This is a genomic window from Pseudomonas sp. MSSRFD41 (genome assembly GCF_014230245.1).
Lineage (GTDB): Bacteria > Pseudomonadota > Gammaproteobacteria > Pseudomonadales > Pseudomonadaceae > Aquipseudomonas > Aquipseudomonas piscis.
This window is the reverse complement of the sequence record NZ_JACKZK010000002.1, coordinates 175,651-189,058: the sequence shown is the minus strand read 5'-3', so window position 1 is coordinate 189,058 and position 13,408 is coordinate 175,651. Positions and strand designations below refer to the sequence as shown.

At 62.7% G+C, this 13,408-nt stretch carries 15 protein-coding genes; 12 read left to right on the top strand and 3 right to left on the bottom strand.

Annotated features, from left to right (window positions below):
* Window positions 1-42: 42 nt before the first annotated feature.
* The 6 genes from hslU to H7A76_RS04530 all read left to right on the top strand — a co-directional run bounded on the left by hslU (window position 43) and on the right by H7A76_RS04530 (window position 7,298).
* Window positions 43-1,386, top strand: a complete 1,344-nt coding sequence (gene hslU, locus H7A76_RS04555) for an ATP-dependent protease ATPase subunit HslU (RefSeq protein ID WP_185697406.1) — start codon at window positions 43-45, stop codon at window positions 1,384-1,386.
* Between the two features lie 139 nt (window positions 1,387-1,525).
* Window positions 1,526-1,903, top strand: coding sequence for a gamma-butyrobetaine hydroxylase-like domain-containing protein (locus H7A76_RS04550; protein ID WP_053132484.1), 378 nt, complete (start codon window positions 1,526-1,528; stop codon window positions 1,901-1,903).
* Between the two features lie 255 nt (window positions 1,904-2,158).
* Window positions 2,159-3,838, top strand: a complete 1,680-nt coding sequence (gene phaC / locus H7A76_RS04545) for a class II poly(R)-hydroxyalkanoic acid synthase (RefSeq protein ID WP_185697405.1) — start codon at window positions 2,159-2,161, stop codon at window positions 3,836-3,838.
* Between the two features lie 127 nt (window positions 3,839-3,965).
* The gene (gene phaZ / locus H7A76_RS04540; RefSeq protein WP_185697404.1) at window positions 3,966-4,826 is read left to right on the top strand and encodes a poly(3-hydroxyalkanoate) depolymerase; all 861 of its coding nucleotides are present in this window, start codon (window positions 3,966-3,968) and stop codon (window positions 4,824-4,826) included.
* 108 nt (window positions 4,827-4,934) lie between these two features.
* On the top strand, window positions 4,935-6,617 hold the full coding sequence (gene phaC / locus H7A76_RS04535; RefSeq protein WP_185697403.1) for a class II poly(R)-hydroxyalkanoic acid synthase: 1,683 nt from the start codon (window positions 4,935-4,937) through the stop codon (window positions 6,615-6,617).
* 60 nt (window positions 6,618-6,677) lie between these two features.
* Window positions 6,678-7,298: a TetR/AcrR family transcriptional regulator gene (locus H7A76_RS04530; protein WP_022639720.1), complete on the top strand. Its 621-nt coding sequence runs from the start codon at window positions 6,678-6,680 to the stop codon at window positions 7,296-7,298.
* A 69-nt stretch (window positions 7,299-7,367) separates the two neighbouring features.
* On the opposite strand, the gene H7A76_RS04525 is transcribed toward H7A76_RS04530, so the two are convergent.
* The 3 genes from H7A76_RS04525 to H7A76_RS04515 form a co-directional block, all read right to left on the bottom strand.
* On the bottom strand, window positions 7,368-8,210 hold the full coding sequence (locus tag H7A76_RS04525) for a phasin family protein (protein WP_185697402.1): 843 nt from the start codon (window positions 8,208-8,210) through the stop codon (window positions 7,368-7,370).
* Between the two features lie 10 nt (window positions 8,211-8,220).
* Window positions 8,221-8,643 carry a phasin family protein gene (locus H7A76_RS04520; protein WP_185697401.1) on the bottom strand — a complete coding sequence of 141 codons (423 nt, stop codon included), beginning with the start codon at window positions 8,641-8,643 and terminating at the stop codon, window positions 8,221-8,223.
* A gap of 215 nt (window positions 8,644-8,858) precedes the next feature.
* The gene (locus H7A76_RS04515) at window positions 8,859-9,134 is read right to left on the bottom strand and encodes a polyhydroxyalkanoic acid system family protein (protein ID WP_185697400.1); all 276 of its coding nucleotides are present in this window, start codon (window positions 9,132-9,134) and stop codon (window positions 8,859-8,861) included.
* Between the two features lie 155 nt (window positions 9,135-9,289).
* Between H7A76_RS04515 and ubiE the strand changes: the two genes are divergently transcribed.
* From ubiE to H7A76_RS04485, 6 genes are all read left to right on the top strand, one after another.
* Window positions 9,290-10,060 carry a bifunctional demethylmenaquinone methyltransferase/2-methoxy-6-polyprenyl-1,4-benzoquinol methylase UbiE gene (gene ubiE / locus H7A76_RS04510; RefSeq protein WP_185697399.1) on the top strand — a complete coding sequence of 257 codons (771 nt, stop codon included), beginning with the start codon at window positions 9,290-9,292 and terminating at the stop codon, window positions 10,058-10,060.
* Window positions 10,060-10,683: an SCP2 domain-containing protein gene (locus H7A76_RS04505; RefSeq protein ID WP_185697398.1), complete on the top strand. Its 624-nt coding sequence runs from the start codon at window positions 10,060-10,062 to the stop codon at window positions 10,681-10,683. Before ubiE ends, H7A76_RS04505 begins: the two co-directional genes overlap by 1 nt.
* On the top strand, window positions 10,680-12,284 hold the full coding sequence (gene ubiB / locus H7A76_RS04500) for a ubiquinone biosynthesis regulatory protein kinase UbiB (RefSeq protein WP_185697397.1): 1,605 nt from the start codon (window positions 10,680-10,682) through the stop codon (window positions 12,282-12,284). The genes H7A76_RS04505 and ubiB overlap by 4 nt, the downstream gene beginning before the upstream one ends.
* A gap of 80 nt (window positions 12,285-12,364) precedes the next feature.
* Window positions 12,365-12,757, top strand: a complete 393-nt coding sequence (gene hisI, locus H7A76_RS04495) for a phosphoribosyl-AMP cyclohydrolase (protein ID WP_022639550.1) — start codon at window positions 12,365-12,367, stop codon at window positions 12,755-12,757.
* A 1-nt stretch (window position 12,758) separates the two neighbouring features.
* Window positions 12,759-13,091, top strand: coding sequence for a phosphoribosyl-ATP diphosphatase (locus H7A76_RS04490; RefSeq protein WP_185697396.1), 333 nt, complete (start codon window positions 12,759-12,761; stop codon window positions 13,089-13,091).
* A 25-nt stretch (window positions 13,092-13,116) separates the two neighbouring features.
* Entirely contained in the window at window positions 13,117-13,398 is a 282-nt protein-coding gene (locus tag H7A76_RS04485) for a twin-arginine translocase TatA/TatE family subunit (protein ID WP_185697395.1), read from the top strand.
* The last annotated feature ends 10 nt before the right edge of the window (window positions 13,399-13,408 follow it).

Here is a 13,408-nt window from a genome sequence, read left to right as displayed (position 1 = left end):
CCTGCCACGGCATTCATTCCTGCTTGAGAACCGCCAATTACTATGTCCATGACCCCCCGCGAAATCGTCCACGAACTCAATCGCCATATCATCGGCCAGGACGACGCCAAGCGCGCCGTGGCCATCGCCCTGCGCAACCGCTGGCGGCGCATGCAACTGCCCGCCGAGCTGCGCGCCGAGGTCACGCCCAAGAACATCCTGATGATCGGCCCTACCGGCGTGGGCAAGACCGAGATCGCCCGGCGCCTGGCCAAGCTGGCCAACGCGCCGTTCATCAAGGTCGAAGCGACCAAGTTCACCGAAGTCGGTTATGTCGGCCGCGACGTCGAGTCGATCATCCGCGACCTGGCCGACGCCGCGCTGAAGATGCTCCGCGAGCAGGAGATCATCCGCGTGCGCCACCGCGCCGAAGACGCCGCCGAGGACCGCATCCTCGACGCCCTGCTGCCCCAGGCCCGGGTCAGCAGTTTCGCCGAGGAAGCCGCGCAGACCAGCAGCGACTCCAACACCCGCCAGCTGTTCCGCAAGCGCCTGCGCGAAGGCCAGCTGGACGACAAGGAAATCGAGATCGAAGTCGCCGAGAACATGGGCGTCGAGATCGCCGCGCCACCTGGCATGGAAGAGATGACCAACCAGTTGCAGAGCCTGTTCGCCAACATGGGCAAGGGCAAGCGCAAGACCCGCAAGCTCAAGGTCAAGGAAGCGCTGAAGATGGTTCGCGATGAAGAAGCGAGCCGCCTGGTCAACGAGGAAGAACTCAAGGCCAAGGCCCTGGAAGCCGTCGAGCAGCACGGCATCGTGTTCATCGACGAGATCGACAAGGTGGCCAAGCGTGGCAACGTCGGCGGCGCCGATGTCTCCCGCGAGGGCGTGCAGCGCGACCTGCTGCCGCTGATCGAAGGCTGCACCGTCAACACCAAGCTGGGCATGGTCAAGACCGATCACATCCTGTTCATCGCTTCCGGCGCATTCCACCTGAGCAAGCCAAGCGACCTGGTGCCCGAGCTGCAAGGCCGGCTGCCGATCCGGGTCGAACTCAAGGCCCTGACCCCGGAAGACTTCGAACGTATCCTCAAGGAACCGCACGCGTCCCTGACCGAACAGTACTGCGCACTGCTCAAGACCGAAGGCCTGGGCATCGAGTTCGCCGACGAGGGCATCAAGCGCCTGGCCGAGATCGCCTACCAGGTCAACGAGAAGACCGAGAACATCGGTGCCCGCCGCCTGCATACCTTGCTCGAGCGCCTGCTCGAAGAGGTGTCGTTCAGCGCCGGCGACCTGGCCAGCGCCCACAACGAAGAGCCGATCCGCATCGACGCGGCCTACGTCAACAGCCACCTGGGCGAGCTGGCGCAGAACGAAGACCTGTCGCGCTACATCCTGTAAGCGCAAAGCTGCGAGCTGCAAGCGACAAGCCGATTCGCGTCGCTTGCAGCAACGCTTCCCTAGTGTTTTATCCGCGATGGCTTGAATCTCCCTTCTTGTAGCTTGAAGCTTATGGCTTGAAGCTCAAGAGAGAACGCCCATGGCCCGCCTGCCCACCGGCATCAACCTGCACAAAGCCTCCAAGACCCTGACCCTGACCTACGGGCCGGACGAGGTCTACCACCTGCCTGCGGAGTTCCTGCGGGTCCACTCCCCCTCCGCCGAGGTCCAGGGCCACGGCAACCCCATCCTGCAGTTCGGCAAGCTCGGCGTCGGCCTGGACAAGATCGAGCCCGCCGGCCAGTACGCACTGAAATTGACCTTCGACGACGGCCATGACAGCGGCTTGTTCACCTGGGACTACCTGTACCAGTTGGCGCTGCGCCAGGAAGAGCTGTGGAGCGACTACCTGCAGCAACTCGAGGCCGCCGGCAAATCCCGCGATCCGAGCGAGTCCGTGGTCAAGCTGATGCTCTAGCTCAAGGCTCCGGCTATTTAGAGGGCATTTTCTAATTTCATCTGTTTGAATGCAGGGCTGCATGGCCAATGAATGGCCTGCTTGCGAAAAAAAATAAACTCGGGTAACCAATGGATCTGGCAAGTTCCCTGCAGAGTTCTGCAAAGTAACCGCAGCAGTGGCAATCAACGGTCACCCGAGTAGTAGTGCCTGGCCTCGTGCTGTGTAACTACACAGCAGGCCCGGTACTCGTCTCAGGACAATGGAGCGTCGTAGATGAGTAACAAGAACAACGATGACCTGAAACGCCAAGCCTCGGAGAACACCCTGGGGCTCAATCCAGTCATCGGCTTGCGTAGAAAGGATCTGCTTACCTCTGCTCGAATGGTGCTCGCCCAGGCCATCAAACAACCCATCCACAGCGTCAAGCACGTCGCGCACTTCGGCCTGGAACTGAAGAATGTCATGTTCGGCCAGTCTTCCTTGCAGCCCGACAGCGACGACCGCCGCTTCATCGATCCGGCCTGGAGCCAGAACCCGCTCTACCGCCGCTACCTGCAAACCTACCTGGCGTGGCGCAAGGAACTCCACGACTGGATCGGCAACAGCAGCCTGTCCGAACAGGACATCAGCCGTGGACATTTCGTGATCAACCTCTTGACCGAGGCCATGGCCCCGACCAACAGCGCGGCCAACCCCGCCGCGGTCAAGCGCTTCTTCGAGACCGGCGGCAAGAGCCTGCTGGACGGCCTGTCGCACCTGGCCAAGGACCTGGTGCACAACGGCGGCATGCCCAGCCAGGTCAACATGGATGCCTTCGAAGTGGGCAAGAACCTGGGCACCAGCGAAGGTGCCGTGGTGTTCCGCAACGATGTGCTGGAGCTGATCCAGTACCGGCCGATCACCGAGCAGGTGCATGAGCGCCCGCTGCTGGTGGTGCCACCACAGATCAACAAGTTCTACGTCTTCGACCTCAGCCCGGACAAGAGCCTGGCGCGCTTCTGCCTGCGCAACAACGTGCAGACCTTCATCGTCAGTTGGCGCAACCCCACCAAGGCCCAGCGCGAATGGGGCCTGTCCACCTACATCGAGGCCTTGAAGGAGGCGGTCGACGTGGTCACCGCCATCACTGGCAGCGAAGACGTGAACATGCTCGGTGCCTGCTCCGGCGGCATCACCTGCACCGCGCTGCTGGGGCACTACGCGGCACTGGGGCAGAAGAAGGTCAACGCCCTGACCCTGCTGGTCAGCGTGCTCGACACCACCGTGGATACCCAAGTGGCGCTGTTCGTCGACGAGCAGACCCTGGAGGCGGCCAAGCGCCACTCCTACCAGGCCGGCGTCCTCGAAGGCCGGGACATGGCCAAGGTCTTCGCCTGGATGCGCCCCAACGACCTGATCTGGAACTACTGGGTCAACAACTACCTGCTGGGCAACGAACCACCGGTATTCGACATCCTGTTCTGGAACAACGACACCACGCGCCTGCCCGCCGCCTTCCATGGCGACCTGATCGAAATGTTCAAGAACAACCCCCTGACTCGGGCCAATGCCCTGGAAGTGTGCGGCACGCCGATCGACTTGAAGCAGGTCACCGCCGACATTTTCTCCCTGGCGGGCACCAACGACCACATCACCCCCTGGAAGTCCTGCTACAAGTCGGCGCAACTCTTCGGCGGCCATGTGGAATTCGTGCTGTCCAGCAGCGGCCATATCCAGAGCATCCTCAACCCGCCGGGCAACCCCAAGGCGCGCTACATGACCAGCACCGAGATCCCGGAGTGCCCCGACCAGTGGCAAGAGAACTCGGTCAAGCACACCGACTCCTGGTGGCTGTACTGGCAGGCTTGGCAGGCAGAGCGCTCGGGGGATCTGAAGCCGGCGCCAAGCGTGCTGGGTAGCAAGAAATACGTGGCCGGCGAAGCTTCTCCGGGCACCTATGTGCACGAGCGCTGAACAGGCATCGAGCACGGCGGCTACCCAAGGTGCCGCCACGCCCTATTCTTGCTACGAGGCCTGGCCTCAGGAAATCCGGAAGGCGCCGGACCGGCGCCTCCAACGGTTCAATACACAGGGCTACGGCATGCCACATTCCTTCATCTTCCGCACCGTCGACCTGGATGGCCAGACCATCCGCACTGCGGTTCGCCCCGGCAAGCCGCACTTGACGCCGCTGCTGATCTTCAACGGCATCGGCGCCAACCTGGAGCTGGTGTTCCCTTTCGTCCAGGCCCTGGACCCGGATTTGGAGGTCATCGCCTTCGATGTCCCGGGCGTCGGCGGCTCGTCGACCCCGGCCCGGCCCTACCGCTTTCCGGGGCTGGCCAAGCTCACCGCGCGGATGCTCGATTACCTCGACTACGGCCAGGTCAGCGCCGTGGGCGTGTCCTGGGGGGGAGCCCTGGCCCAGCAGTTCGCCTACGACTATCCCGAGCGCTGCAAGAAGCTGGTGCTGGCCGCCACGGCCGCCGGCGCCTTCATGGTTCCCGGCAAGCCCAAGGTGTTGTGGATGATGGCCAGCCCACGGCGCTATGTGCAGCCCTCCCACGTCATGCGAATCGCACCGCTGATCTACGGTGGCGCCTTTCGCCGCGACCCGCACCTGGCGGCCGAGCACGCGGCGAAAGTACGCTCGGCGGGCAAGCTGGGCTACTACTGGCAGCTGTTCGCCGGAGTGGGCTGGACCAGCATCCACTGGCTGCACAAGATCCACCAGCCGACCCTGGTCCTGGCCGGCGACGACGACCCGCTGATCCCCCTGATCAACATGCGCATGCTGGCCTGGCGCATCCCCAACGCCCAGCTGCACATCATCGATGACGGCCACCTGTTCCTCATCACCCGGGCCGAAGCCGTCGCCCCGATCATCATGAAGTTCCTCCAGGAGGAGCGACAACGCGCCGTGATGCACCCGCATCCGCTGCCCGCGCCCCCCACCAAGTAAAACATTTCCATCGACGGGACCGCCGCGCGCAAGAAGGGCCAAGACCGACTAAGGTATCTGTCTTGAATTGGTCTGCTTGTTAGTGGTTTGACGAAGGAGTGTTGACTCATGCAAGACAAACCTGCACAGGGCTCGCTGCCCGCCCCTGCGACCTACATCACAGCACAGAGCGCGATCACGGGCCTGCGGGGGCGGGACTTGCTCTCCACCCTGCGCATCCTGACTACCCACAGCCTGCGCAACCCGCTGCATAGCATTCGCCATACCCTGGCCCTGGGCAGCCAACTGGGCCGGGTGCTGCTGGGCGAGACGCTGCACAAGCCCAGCCCCAAGGACAGCCGTTTCGCCGACCCGGCCTGGAGCCTCAATCCCTTCTACAAGCGAGGCCTGCAGGCTTACCTGAGCTGGCAGAAGCAGGTACGGGACTGGATCGATGACAGCGGCATGGAGGAGGACGACCGGGCCCGCGCGCACTTCGTCTTCTCGCTGGTCAACGACGCGGTATCGCCGTCCAACACCCTGCTCAATCCGTTGGCGGTCAAGGAGATCTTCAACACCGGCGGCAACAGCGTGGTGCGCGGCATCAGCAACCTGGTGGACGACCTGCTGCACAACAACGGGCTGCCCAGCCAGGTCACCAAGCACGCCTTCGAGGTCGGCAGGAACCTGGCCGTCACCCCGGGCTCGGTGGTGTTTCGCAACGAACTGCTGGAGCTGATCCAGTACAGCCCCATGAGCGAGAAGCAGTACGCCAAGCCCTTGCTGATCGTGCCGCCACAGATCAACAAGTACTACATCTTCGACCTCAGCCCGGCCAACAGCTTCGTCCAATACTGTTTGAAGAACGGCCTCCAGGTGTTCATGGTCAGTTGGCGCAATCCGGATGTGCGCCATCGCGAATGGGGTCTCTCGAGCTATGTCGAGGCCGTCGAGGAGGCCATGAATGTCACTCGCTCCATCACCGGCAGTCGCGATGTGAACCTGATGGGCGCCTGCGCCGGCGGCCTGACCATCGCCGCCCTGCAGGGCCACCTGCAAGCCAAGCGGCAACTGCGCCGGGTCTCCAGCGCCACCTACCTGGTGAGCCTGCTGGACAGTCAACTGGACAGTCCGGCCACCCTGTTCGCCGACGAGAAGACCCTGGAAGCGGCCAAGCGCCGTTCCTACCAGCAAGGCGTTCTGGATGGTCGCGACATGGCCAGGGTATTCGCCTGGATGCGGCCCAACGACCTGATCTGGAACTACTGGATCAACAACTACCTGCTGGGCAAGGAGCCGCCGGTCTTCGACATCCTTTATTGGAACAACGACAGCACCCGGCTACCGGCAGCCCTGCACGGCGACCTGCTGGACTTCTTCAAGCACAACCCGATGAGCCACGAAGGTGGCCTGGAGGTATGCGGCACGCCAATCGACCTGCAAAAGGTCACGGTGGACAGCTTCAGCGTGGCCGGGATCAACGACCACATCACCCCATGGGACGCGGTGTACCGCTCGACCCTGCTGCTGGGTGGCGAGCGCCGCTTCGTGCTGTCCAACAGCGGGCACGTCCAGAGCATCCTCAACCCGCCAGGCAACCCCAAGGCCAACTACGTGGAGAACCCCAAGCTCAGCAGCGACCCCCGGGCCTGGTACTACGATGCCAAGCATGTCGATGGCAGTTGGTGGAGCCAGTGGCTGGCCTGGATCCAGGAACGCTCCGGAGCGCAACGGGACACCCTGACCGCCCTCGGCAGCCAGAACTATCCACCGATGGAGGCCGCACCCGGCACCTATGTGCGCGTGCGCTGAAAATACCCTTGCCCAGCGGCGGCCATCGCCGCGCCCTCAATGGACCGACAAGAAGTCAGGATGAAGACCCGCGACCGGATACTCGAATGTGCCTTGCAGCTGTTCAACCAGAAGGGCGAGCCCAATGTCTCCACCATGGAGGTGGCCAATGAAATGGGGATCAGCCCCGGCAACCTCTATTACCACTTCCATGGCAAGGAGCCGTTGGTCCTCGGTCTTTTCGAGCGCTTCCAGAACGAGCTGACACCGCTTTTGGATCCACCCTCCGACGCCCAGCTGGCACCGGAAGACTACTGGCTGTTCCTGCACCTGATCGTCGAGCGCCTGGCCCACTACCGCTTCCTGTTCCAGGACCTGTCCAACCTGGCCGGCCGCCTGCCGAAGCTGGCCAAGGGCATCCGTAACCTGCTCAACGCCCTCAAGCGCACGCTCGCGGCGCTGTTGGCAAGGCTCAAGACCATGGGACAACTGGTCAGCGGTACCCAGGCCCTGGGTCAATTGGTGGAACAGATCACCATGACCTTGCTGTTCTCCCTGGATTACCAGCGGATTCTCGATCGTGAAGGGGAAGTGCGCCTGGTGGTCTACCAGATCATGATGCTGGTGGCGCCGCACCTGCTGCCGCCCGCCAAGCTGGCCACCGAACAAATGGCCCTGCGCTACCTGGACGAGCATCCGTAGCGGAATGCCGAGCGCCCATGAAAAACGCCCGGTCATTAGAGGCCGGGCGTGTTCGTCTGCCTGAGAGAATCAGGACTGGCTGCTGGGCGCCGCCGGGGTCGAGGTAGCGGCCGGGCTGGAAGCCGGAGCCGGCGCTGCGACGGAGTTCGCAGAGCTGGCCGGGGCTGCCGGGGCCGCCGTTGCAGGCTTGGCGGCGACGGCTGGCTTGGCTGCTGGCTTCTTGGCAGCGGGCTTCTTCGCCACGGCCGGCTTCGCAGCTGGCTTGGCGGCTGGCTTGGCCGCTGCGGTTTTCGCCGCAGGTTTGGCGGCTGTCTTGGCCGCAGGTTTTGCCGCAACAGGCTTGGCTGCCGGTTTGGCCGCAGGCTTGGCAGCTGCGGTCTTGGCAGCGGGCTTGGCGGCCGGTTTCGCAGCGGCCTTGGCTGCCGGCTTGGCGGCTGGCTTGGCCAGGGGTTTGGCCGCAGGCTTGGCGGCAGCGGTCTTGGCCGCGACCGGCGCAACCTTGGCACCTGTGAGTTTCTCGATCTGCTTGGTCAGGGTATCGACCTTGTCGTGCAGCGCCTTCACTTCATTGCGGCTCGGTACGCCGAGGCGCGAAATGGCGCTGTTCAGGCGCTTGTCGAAAGCCCCTTCCAGCTCATCCCACTTGCCCAGCGCGCGGTCCTTGACGTCGCTGATGCGCGACTTGGCCGAGTTCGCGGAGTCTTTGGCTGCGTCGACTTTCTTACCGACCACACTCTTGGTCAGCTTCTCGGCTTTCTCGCCATCCTTGACCAAGGATTCGAAAAGCTTGCTGCCGTCAGAGTCGATTTTCGAGTACACGCCTAAACCAGCAAGCCAAATTTTACGGGAGTACTCTTCGACTTTCCCGATCCACGAGCTGCCTTCTTTTTCAGTATTCTTTTTACCAGCCATCCCGTTCTCCTTAATGTTTACGCGCGACACGTTCGAGCAGTGCGGTCAGCTCATCGAGCTTAGCAGAGAGTGTCTCAACGTCATGTTTAGACGGAATGCCGATACGATTCAAGGCACTGGCGACGCGCGTATCAAAAGCCTTCTCGACTTTATCCAGTTGCACTTCGACCCGGCCTCTAAGAGTAGTGACATCCCCTTTGACGCTATCGATCTGACTGTTGGCCGCCTCAAGTTGTTCAGTCACAACTTTTTTGCCTTTCTTTTCAACGGATTGACCAGCCTTGATCAACTCCTGGAAGTAATCGCTACCTTCCTGGCCAACTTTGGCATAGGCCCCCAGACCCGCCAGCCAGATCTTGCGAGCATAGGATTTGACTTCGCTCAGAGCAGTCGATTGAGCATCAACTTTTTTCTTAAGGATTACTTTGGCCATGGTGCACCTCATGCGCAGAAGGTTTGAGGAACTGTCCTCGGGAAGAGGACTTGAGGCACAACCTAGAGAGAAAAATTAGAATCGGCACCCTAACGAATGCAATAAAACAATGATCGCCCAGTTATGGGCCGGCTTGCCGGTGATCGCTCTCGAGCACCCTTGCAGTGCCCCGCGACTCACCGGCAAACCCCGCCAGGCGGCGTGCCGGCCCGGGATCAGGCCAGGGCCTTGTCCAGGGCCTTTTCGATCTCCGCCTTGATGGTGCCGCTCATGGCCGACATCAGCATGCCCAGTTCCACGTCGATGCGGATCGACTCATCGCCCACATGCACCGCGCCCTTGACCCCGGAGCGCTTGAGATTCAGCGTATCCCCCGCCCAGTGCGGTTCCAGGCCGTATTGATCGGCAAGTTTCTGCGCCAGTTTATCGGCCTTCTCACGGGCAACCTGCTTACCCAGGCCATGGGCACGTTCAACACTAATACGGGCCATCTAAGGACTCCTGCTGTTTCGGGACTTGCCTGAAACATCTTGACCCTATGTGCGTCAAAACGTCCCGGCGGATGGCTATCTTACATTCAGCCTTGCCAAGACAAAGACCGCCACCGGCATTAGAATGTCCCGCATTCTCTTTTGGTGACAGCGATATGACTGACCAGCGCAAAGGCAGCGATGCCGAACCCACCACTCACTTCGGCTTCAAGAACGTTCCCGAGAGCCAGAAAGCGGTAAAAGTCGCCGAGGTGTTCCACTCGGTGGCGGCCAAGTACGACCTGATGAACGATGTGCTGTCCGGTGGCATGCACCGCCTGTGGAAGCGCTTCACCATCGAGCTGTCGGGCGTTCGCCCCGGCAACCGCGTGCTGGACATCGCCGGCGGCACCGGCGACCTGACCAAGCGGTTTTCCCACCTGGTGGGCCCTACCGGCCAAGTCGTCCTGGCGGACATCAACGAATCCATGCTCAAGGTCGGCCGTGACCGCTTGCTGGACCTGGGCGTGGCGGGCAACGTCGAGTTCGTCCAGGCCGACGCGGAAAAACTGCCCTTCCCGGACAACCATTTCGACTGCGTGACCATCGCCTTCGGCCTGCGCAACGTGACCCACAAGGAAGATGCCCTGCGCTCGATGCTGCGGGTACTCAAGCCCGGTGGCCGGCTGCTGGTGCTGGAGTTCTCCAAGCCGACCAACGCCTTGATGTCCAAGGTCTACGACGCCTATTCGTTCGCCTTCATGCCCCTGGCCGGCAAGCTCATCACCAACGACTCGGAAAGCTATCGCTACCTGGCCGAGTCGATCCGCATGCACCCGAACCAGGAAACCCTGAAGTCGATGATGGTCGAGGCCGGCTTCGACCGGGTGACCTACCACAACATGACCGCAGGCATCGTCGCCCTGCACCGCGGCATCAAGCCCTGATGTTGCTCAGCGGCCTGCTCGCCAGCGTCGAGACCGGCATCAATCGGGTGCTGCGCCTGGACAGCACGGCGTTGCCGCGCCTGCAGCATCTGGGCGGCAAGGTGATCGCCGTGGACTGCCAGGCTCCGGCGCTGCGGCTGTTCATCCTGCCCAGCGACGAAGGCCTGATGCTGGCCTCTCAGTGGGCCGCCGATCCTGACTGCATCCTGCGTGCACCGGCGGCGAGCCTGGCGCGCCTGGCCCTGAGCAAGGACAAGACCGGCGTCCTGCATGGCCCGCAAGTGGAACTCGAAGGCGACAGCGGCGTGCTGCTGGACCTGGCGGCGGTCCTCCAGGACCTGGAGCTGGACTGGGAGTACGAACTCTCGCGCTGGCTCGGCCCGGTGGCCACCCAGCTGTTCAGCGGCCACGTACGCAGCCGCGCACGCTGGTACCAGCAGGGATTCGCCAGCCTCAACCAGAGCCTGGCCGAATTCCTCGCCGAAGAATCCCGAGCCCTGGTGGGCCAGCATGAAGCCGAGGCGCGCTTTCGCGAACTGGACCAGGCCAAACTCGACCTGGAACGTCTAGAGGCGCGTGTCGAGCGCCTTTCCCGATCCCCTGACCCAAGCGATAACGCATGAAGCTGCTTGCCGTCCGCCGTCTGTTGCGCATCCAGCGCGTCGTGATCCGCTACCGCCTCGATGACCTGCTGTTCGCCCTGCCCCTGCCCTGGTTTCTCCTGGCCTTGCGCTTCGCCCTGCCCTGGCGCTGGTTTGCGCGCAAGCCGCTGGACTTGAGCCGTGGCGCACGCCTGCGCCTGGCATTGCAGGACCTGGGGCCGATCTTCATCAAGTTCGGGCAGATCTTGTCCACCCGCCGTGACCTGCTGCCGGAAGACATCGCCGACGAACTGATGCTGCTGCAGGACCGGGTGCCGCCGTTCGACTCGAAAAAGTCCGTGGCCCTGATCGAAGAGCAGCTGGGCAAGAAGATCAGCGATGTGTTCAGCCGCTTCGACATCGAGCCCCTGGCCTCGGCCTCGGTGGCCCAGGTGCATGCCGCCAAGCTCAAGACCGGCGAGGAAGTGGTGGTCAAGGTGATCCGCCCGGGGCTCAAGCCGGTCATCGCCCAGGACCTGGCGTGGCTGTTCATCCTCGCCCGCGCTGCGGAGAAGGTCTCCGCCGACGCCCGCCTGCTGCACCCGGTGGATGTGGTCAGCGACTACGAGAAGACCATCTACGACGAGCTCGACCTGCTGCGCGAGGCGGCCAACGCCAGCCAGCTCAAGCGCAACTTCGAAGGCTCGCCACTGCTCTACGTACCCCAGGTCTACTGGGACTGGTGCCGGCCGAAGGTACTGGTGATGGAGCGCATCTACGGGATCCAGGTCACCGACCTCGCGACCCTGGCCGACCAGCGCACCGACATGAAGATGCTCGCCGAGCGTGGCGTGGAGATCTTCTTCACCCAGGTGTTCCGCGACAGCTTCTTCCACGCCGACATGCACCCGGGCAACATCTTCGTCAGCACCGTGCAGCCCTGGAGCCCGCAGTACATCGCCATCGACTGCGGCATCGTCGGCAGCCTCACCCCGCAAGACCAGGACTACCTGGCGCGCAACCTGTTCGCCTTCTTCAAGCGTGACTATCGCCGTGTGGCCCAGTTGCACATCGACTCGGGCTGGGTCCCTGCGGAAACCAAGCTCAACGAGTTCGAAGCGGCGATCCGTACGGTCTGCGAACCGATCTTCGAAAAACCGTTGAAGGATATTTCCTTCGGCCAAGTACTGATGCGCCTGTTCCAGACCGCCCGGCGCTTCAACATGGAAGTCCAGCCGCAACTGGTGCTGCTGCAGAAAACCCTGCTCAACATCGAGGGCCTGGGGCGCCAGCTGTATCCGGAGCTGGACCTGTGGAACACCGCGCAACCCTTCCTCGAGCGCTGGATGCGCGAGCGGGTCAGCCCCAAGGCAGTACTGGGCAATATCCACAGCCAGATCGAACAGGTGCCGCACCTGGCCAACATGGCCCGCGACCTGCTCGAGCGCATGTCGCAGCCCCATGCCGCCGATCCTCCTGCCCCCTGGCAGCGACGCAAGGACGACTGGTTCCTGCGCCTGCTGGGTACCGCTCACCTGGGCGGCGGCGCAATCCTGGCCGCCGGTGGCCCGCTGCACGAACTGGGGCATTGGCCCGCCGGCATCATGATCGCGGTGGGTCTGTATCTGATCGTGCGCCGATAGCCAGTGGCGCGGCCTGCTGGCAAACTGTCGAAATCGCCGAGGCGCCACCAGCGGGTCGAGCCCGGTTGTCGGAGTCGAAAATGAAAGATTGGCTGGACCAGATCAAATGGGATGAGCATGGCCTGGTGCCGGCCATCGCCCAGGATCACAAGACCGGGCGCGTGCTGATGATGGCCTGGATGAACCGCGAAGCACTGAGCCTGACCGCCGCCGAGCAGCGTGCCATCTACTGGTCACGTTCGCGTGGCAAGCTATGGCGCAAGGGCGAGGAGTCCGGGCATGTGCAGAAGCTCCATGAAATGCGCCTGGACTGCGATGCCGACGTGATCATCCTGATGGTCGAGCAGATCGGCGACATTGCCTGCCATACCGGCCGCCACAGCTGTTTCTACCGCGTCTATGAAGATGGCGAGTGGAAAACCGTCGAACCGGTCCTCAAGGACCCGCACGCGATTTATTCTGCAGGACACTGACATGAGCGATACCCTCACCCGCCTGGCCCAAGTGCTGGAGGAGCGCAAGAACGCCGCCGCCGACAGTTCCTACGTGGCCAGCCTGTATCACAAGGGCCTGAACAAGATCCTGGAGAAAGTCGGCGAAGAATCGGTGGAAACCATCATCGCCGCCAAGGACGCCGCCACCAGCGGCGACTGCAGCGATGTGATCTACGAAACCGCGGACCTGTGGTTCCATACCCTGGTCATGCTCGCGCAACTGGGGCAGCATCCCCAGGCCGTGCTCGATGAGCTGGACCGCCGTTTCGGCCTGTCCGGACACGCCGAGAAAGCCTCGCGTCCGTCCGCCTGAACAATTTTCTAAGAGGAAACGCAGCATGGGCATTTTTGACTGGAAACACTGGATCGTCATCCTGGTGGTCGTGGTACTGGTATTCGGCACCAAGAAGCTCAAGAACCTGGGCACCGATGTCGGCGAATCGATCAAGGGCTTTCGCAAGGCCATGAACGACGACGAGAAACCAGCCGACCCCGTGGTTCCTCCCGCCGCACAAGCTGCCCAGCCGGCCCAGCCACAACAGGGCGCGCCGCTGAACCAGCCGCACACCATCGATGTGCAGGCGCAGAAAGTCGAAGAGCCGACCCGCAAAGACTCGTGAGCACTGACTA

Bases quoted from the DNA above. Each gene is read 5' to 3' on its own strand.
- hslU (WP_185697406.1), top strand. From the start codon at position 43: ATGTCCATGACCCCCCGCGAAATCGTCCACGAACTCAATCGCCATATC.
- H7A76_RS04550 (WP_053132484.1), top strand. From the start codon at position 1,526: ATGGCCCGCCTGCCCACCGGCATCAACCTGCACAAAGCCTCCAAGACC.
- phaC (WP_185697405.1), top strand. From the start codon at position 2,159: ATGAGTAACAAGAACAACGATGACCTGAAACGCCAAGCCTCGGAGAAC.
- phaZ (WP_185697404.1), top strand. From the start codon at position 3,966: ATGCCACATTCCTTCATCTTCCGCACCGTCGACCTGGATGGCCAGACC.
- phaC (WP_185697403.1), top strand. From the start codon at position 4,935: ATGCAAGACAAACCTGCACAGGGCTCGCTGCCCGCCCCTGCGACCTAC.
- H7A76_RS04530 (WP_022639720.1), top strand. From the start codon at position 6,678: ATGAAGACCCGCGACCGGATACTCGAATGTGCCTTGCAGCTGTTCAAC.
- H7A76_RS04525 (WP_185697402.1), bottom strand. From the start codon at position 8,210: ATGGCTGGTAAAAAGAATACTGAAAAAGAAGGCAGCTCGTGGATCGGG.
- H7A76_RS04520 (WP_185697401.1), bottom strand. From the start codon at position 8,643: ATGGCCAAAGTAATCCTTAAGAAAAAAGTTGATGCTCAATCGACTGCT.
- H7A76_RS04515 (WP_185697400.1), bottom strand. From the start codon at position 9,134: ATGGCCCGTATTAGTGTTGAACGTGCCCATGGCCTGGGTAAGCAGGTT.
- ubiE (WP_185697399.1), top strand. From the start codon at position 9,290: ATGACTGACCAGCGCAAAGGCAGCGATGCCGAACCCACCACTCACTTC.
- H7A76_RS04505 (WP_185697398.1), top strand. From the start codon at position 10,060: ATGTTGCTCAGCGGCCTGCTCGCCAGCGTCGAGACCGGCATCAATCGG.
- ubiB (WP_185697397.1), top strand. From the start codon at position 10,680: ATGAAGCTGCTTGCCGTCCGCCGTCTGTTGCGCATCCAGCGCGTCGTG.
- hisI (WP_022639550.1), top strand. From the start codon at position 12,365: ATGAAAGATTGGCTGGACCAGATCAAATGGGATGAGCATGGCCTGGTG.
- H7A76_RS04490 (WP_185697396.1), top strand. From the start codon at position 12,759: ATGAGCGATACCCTCACCCGCCTGGCCCAAGTGCTGGAGGAGCGCAAG.
- H7A76_RS04485 (WP_185697395.1), top strand. From the start codon at position 13,117: ATGGGCATTTTTGACTGGAAACACTGGATCGTCATCCTGGTGGTCGTG.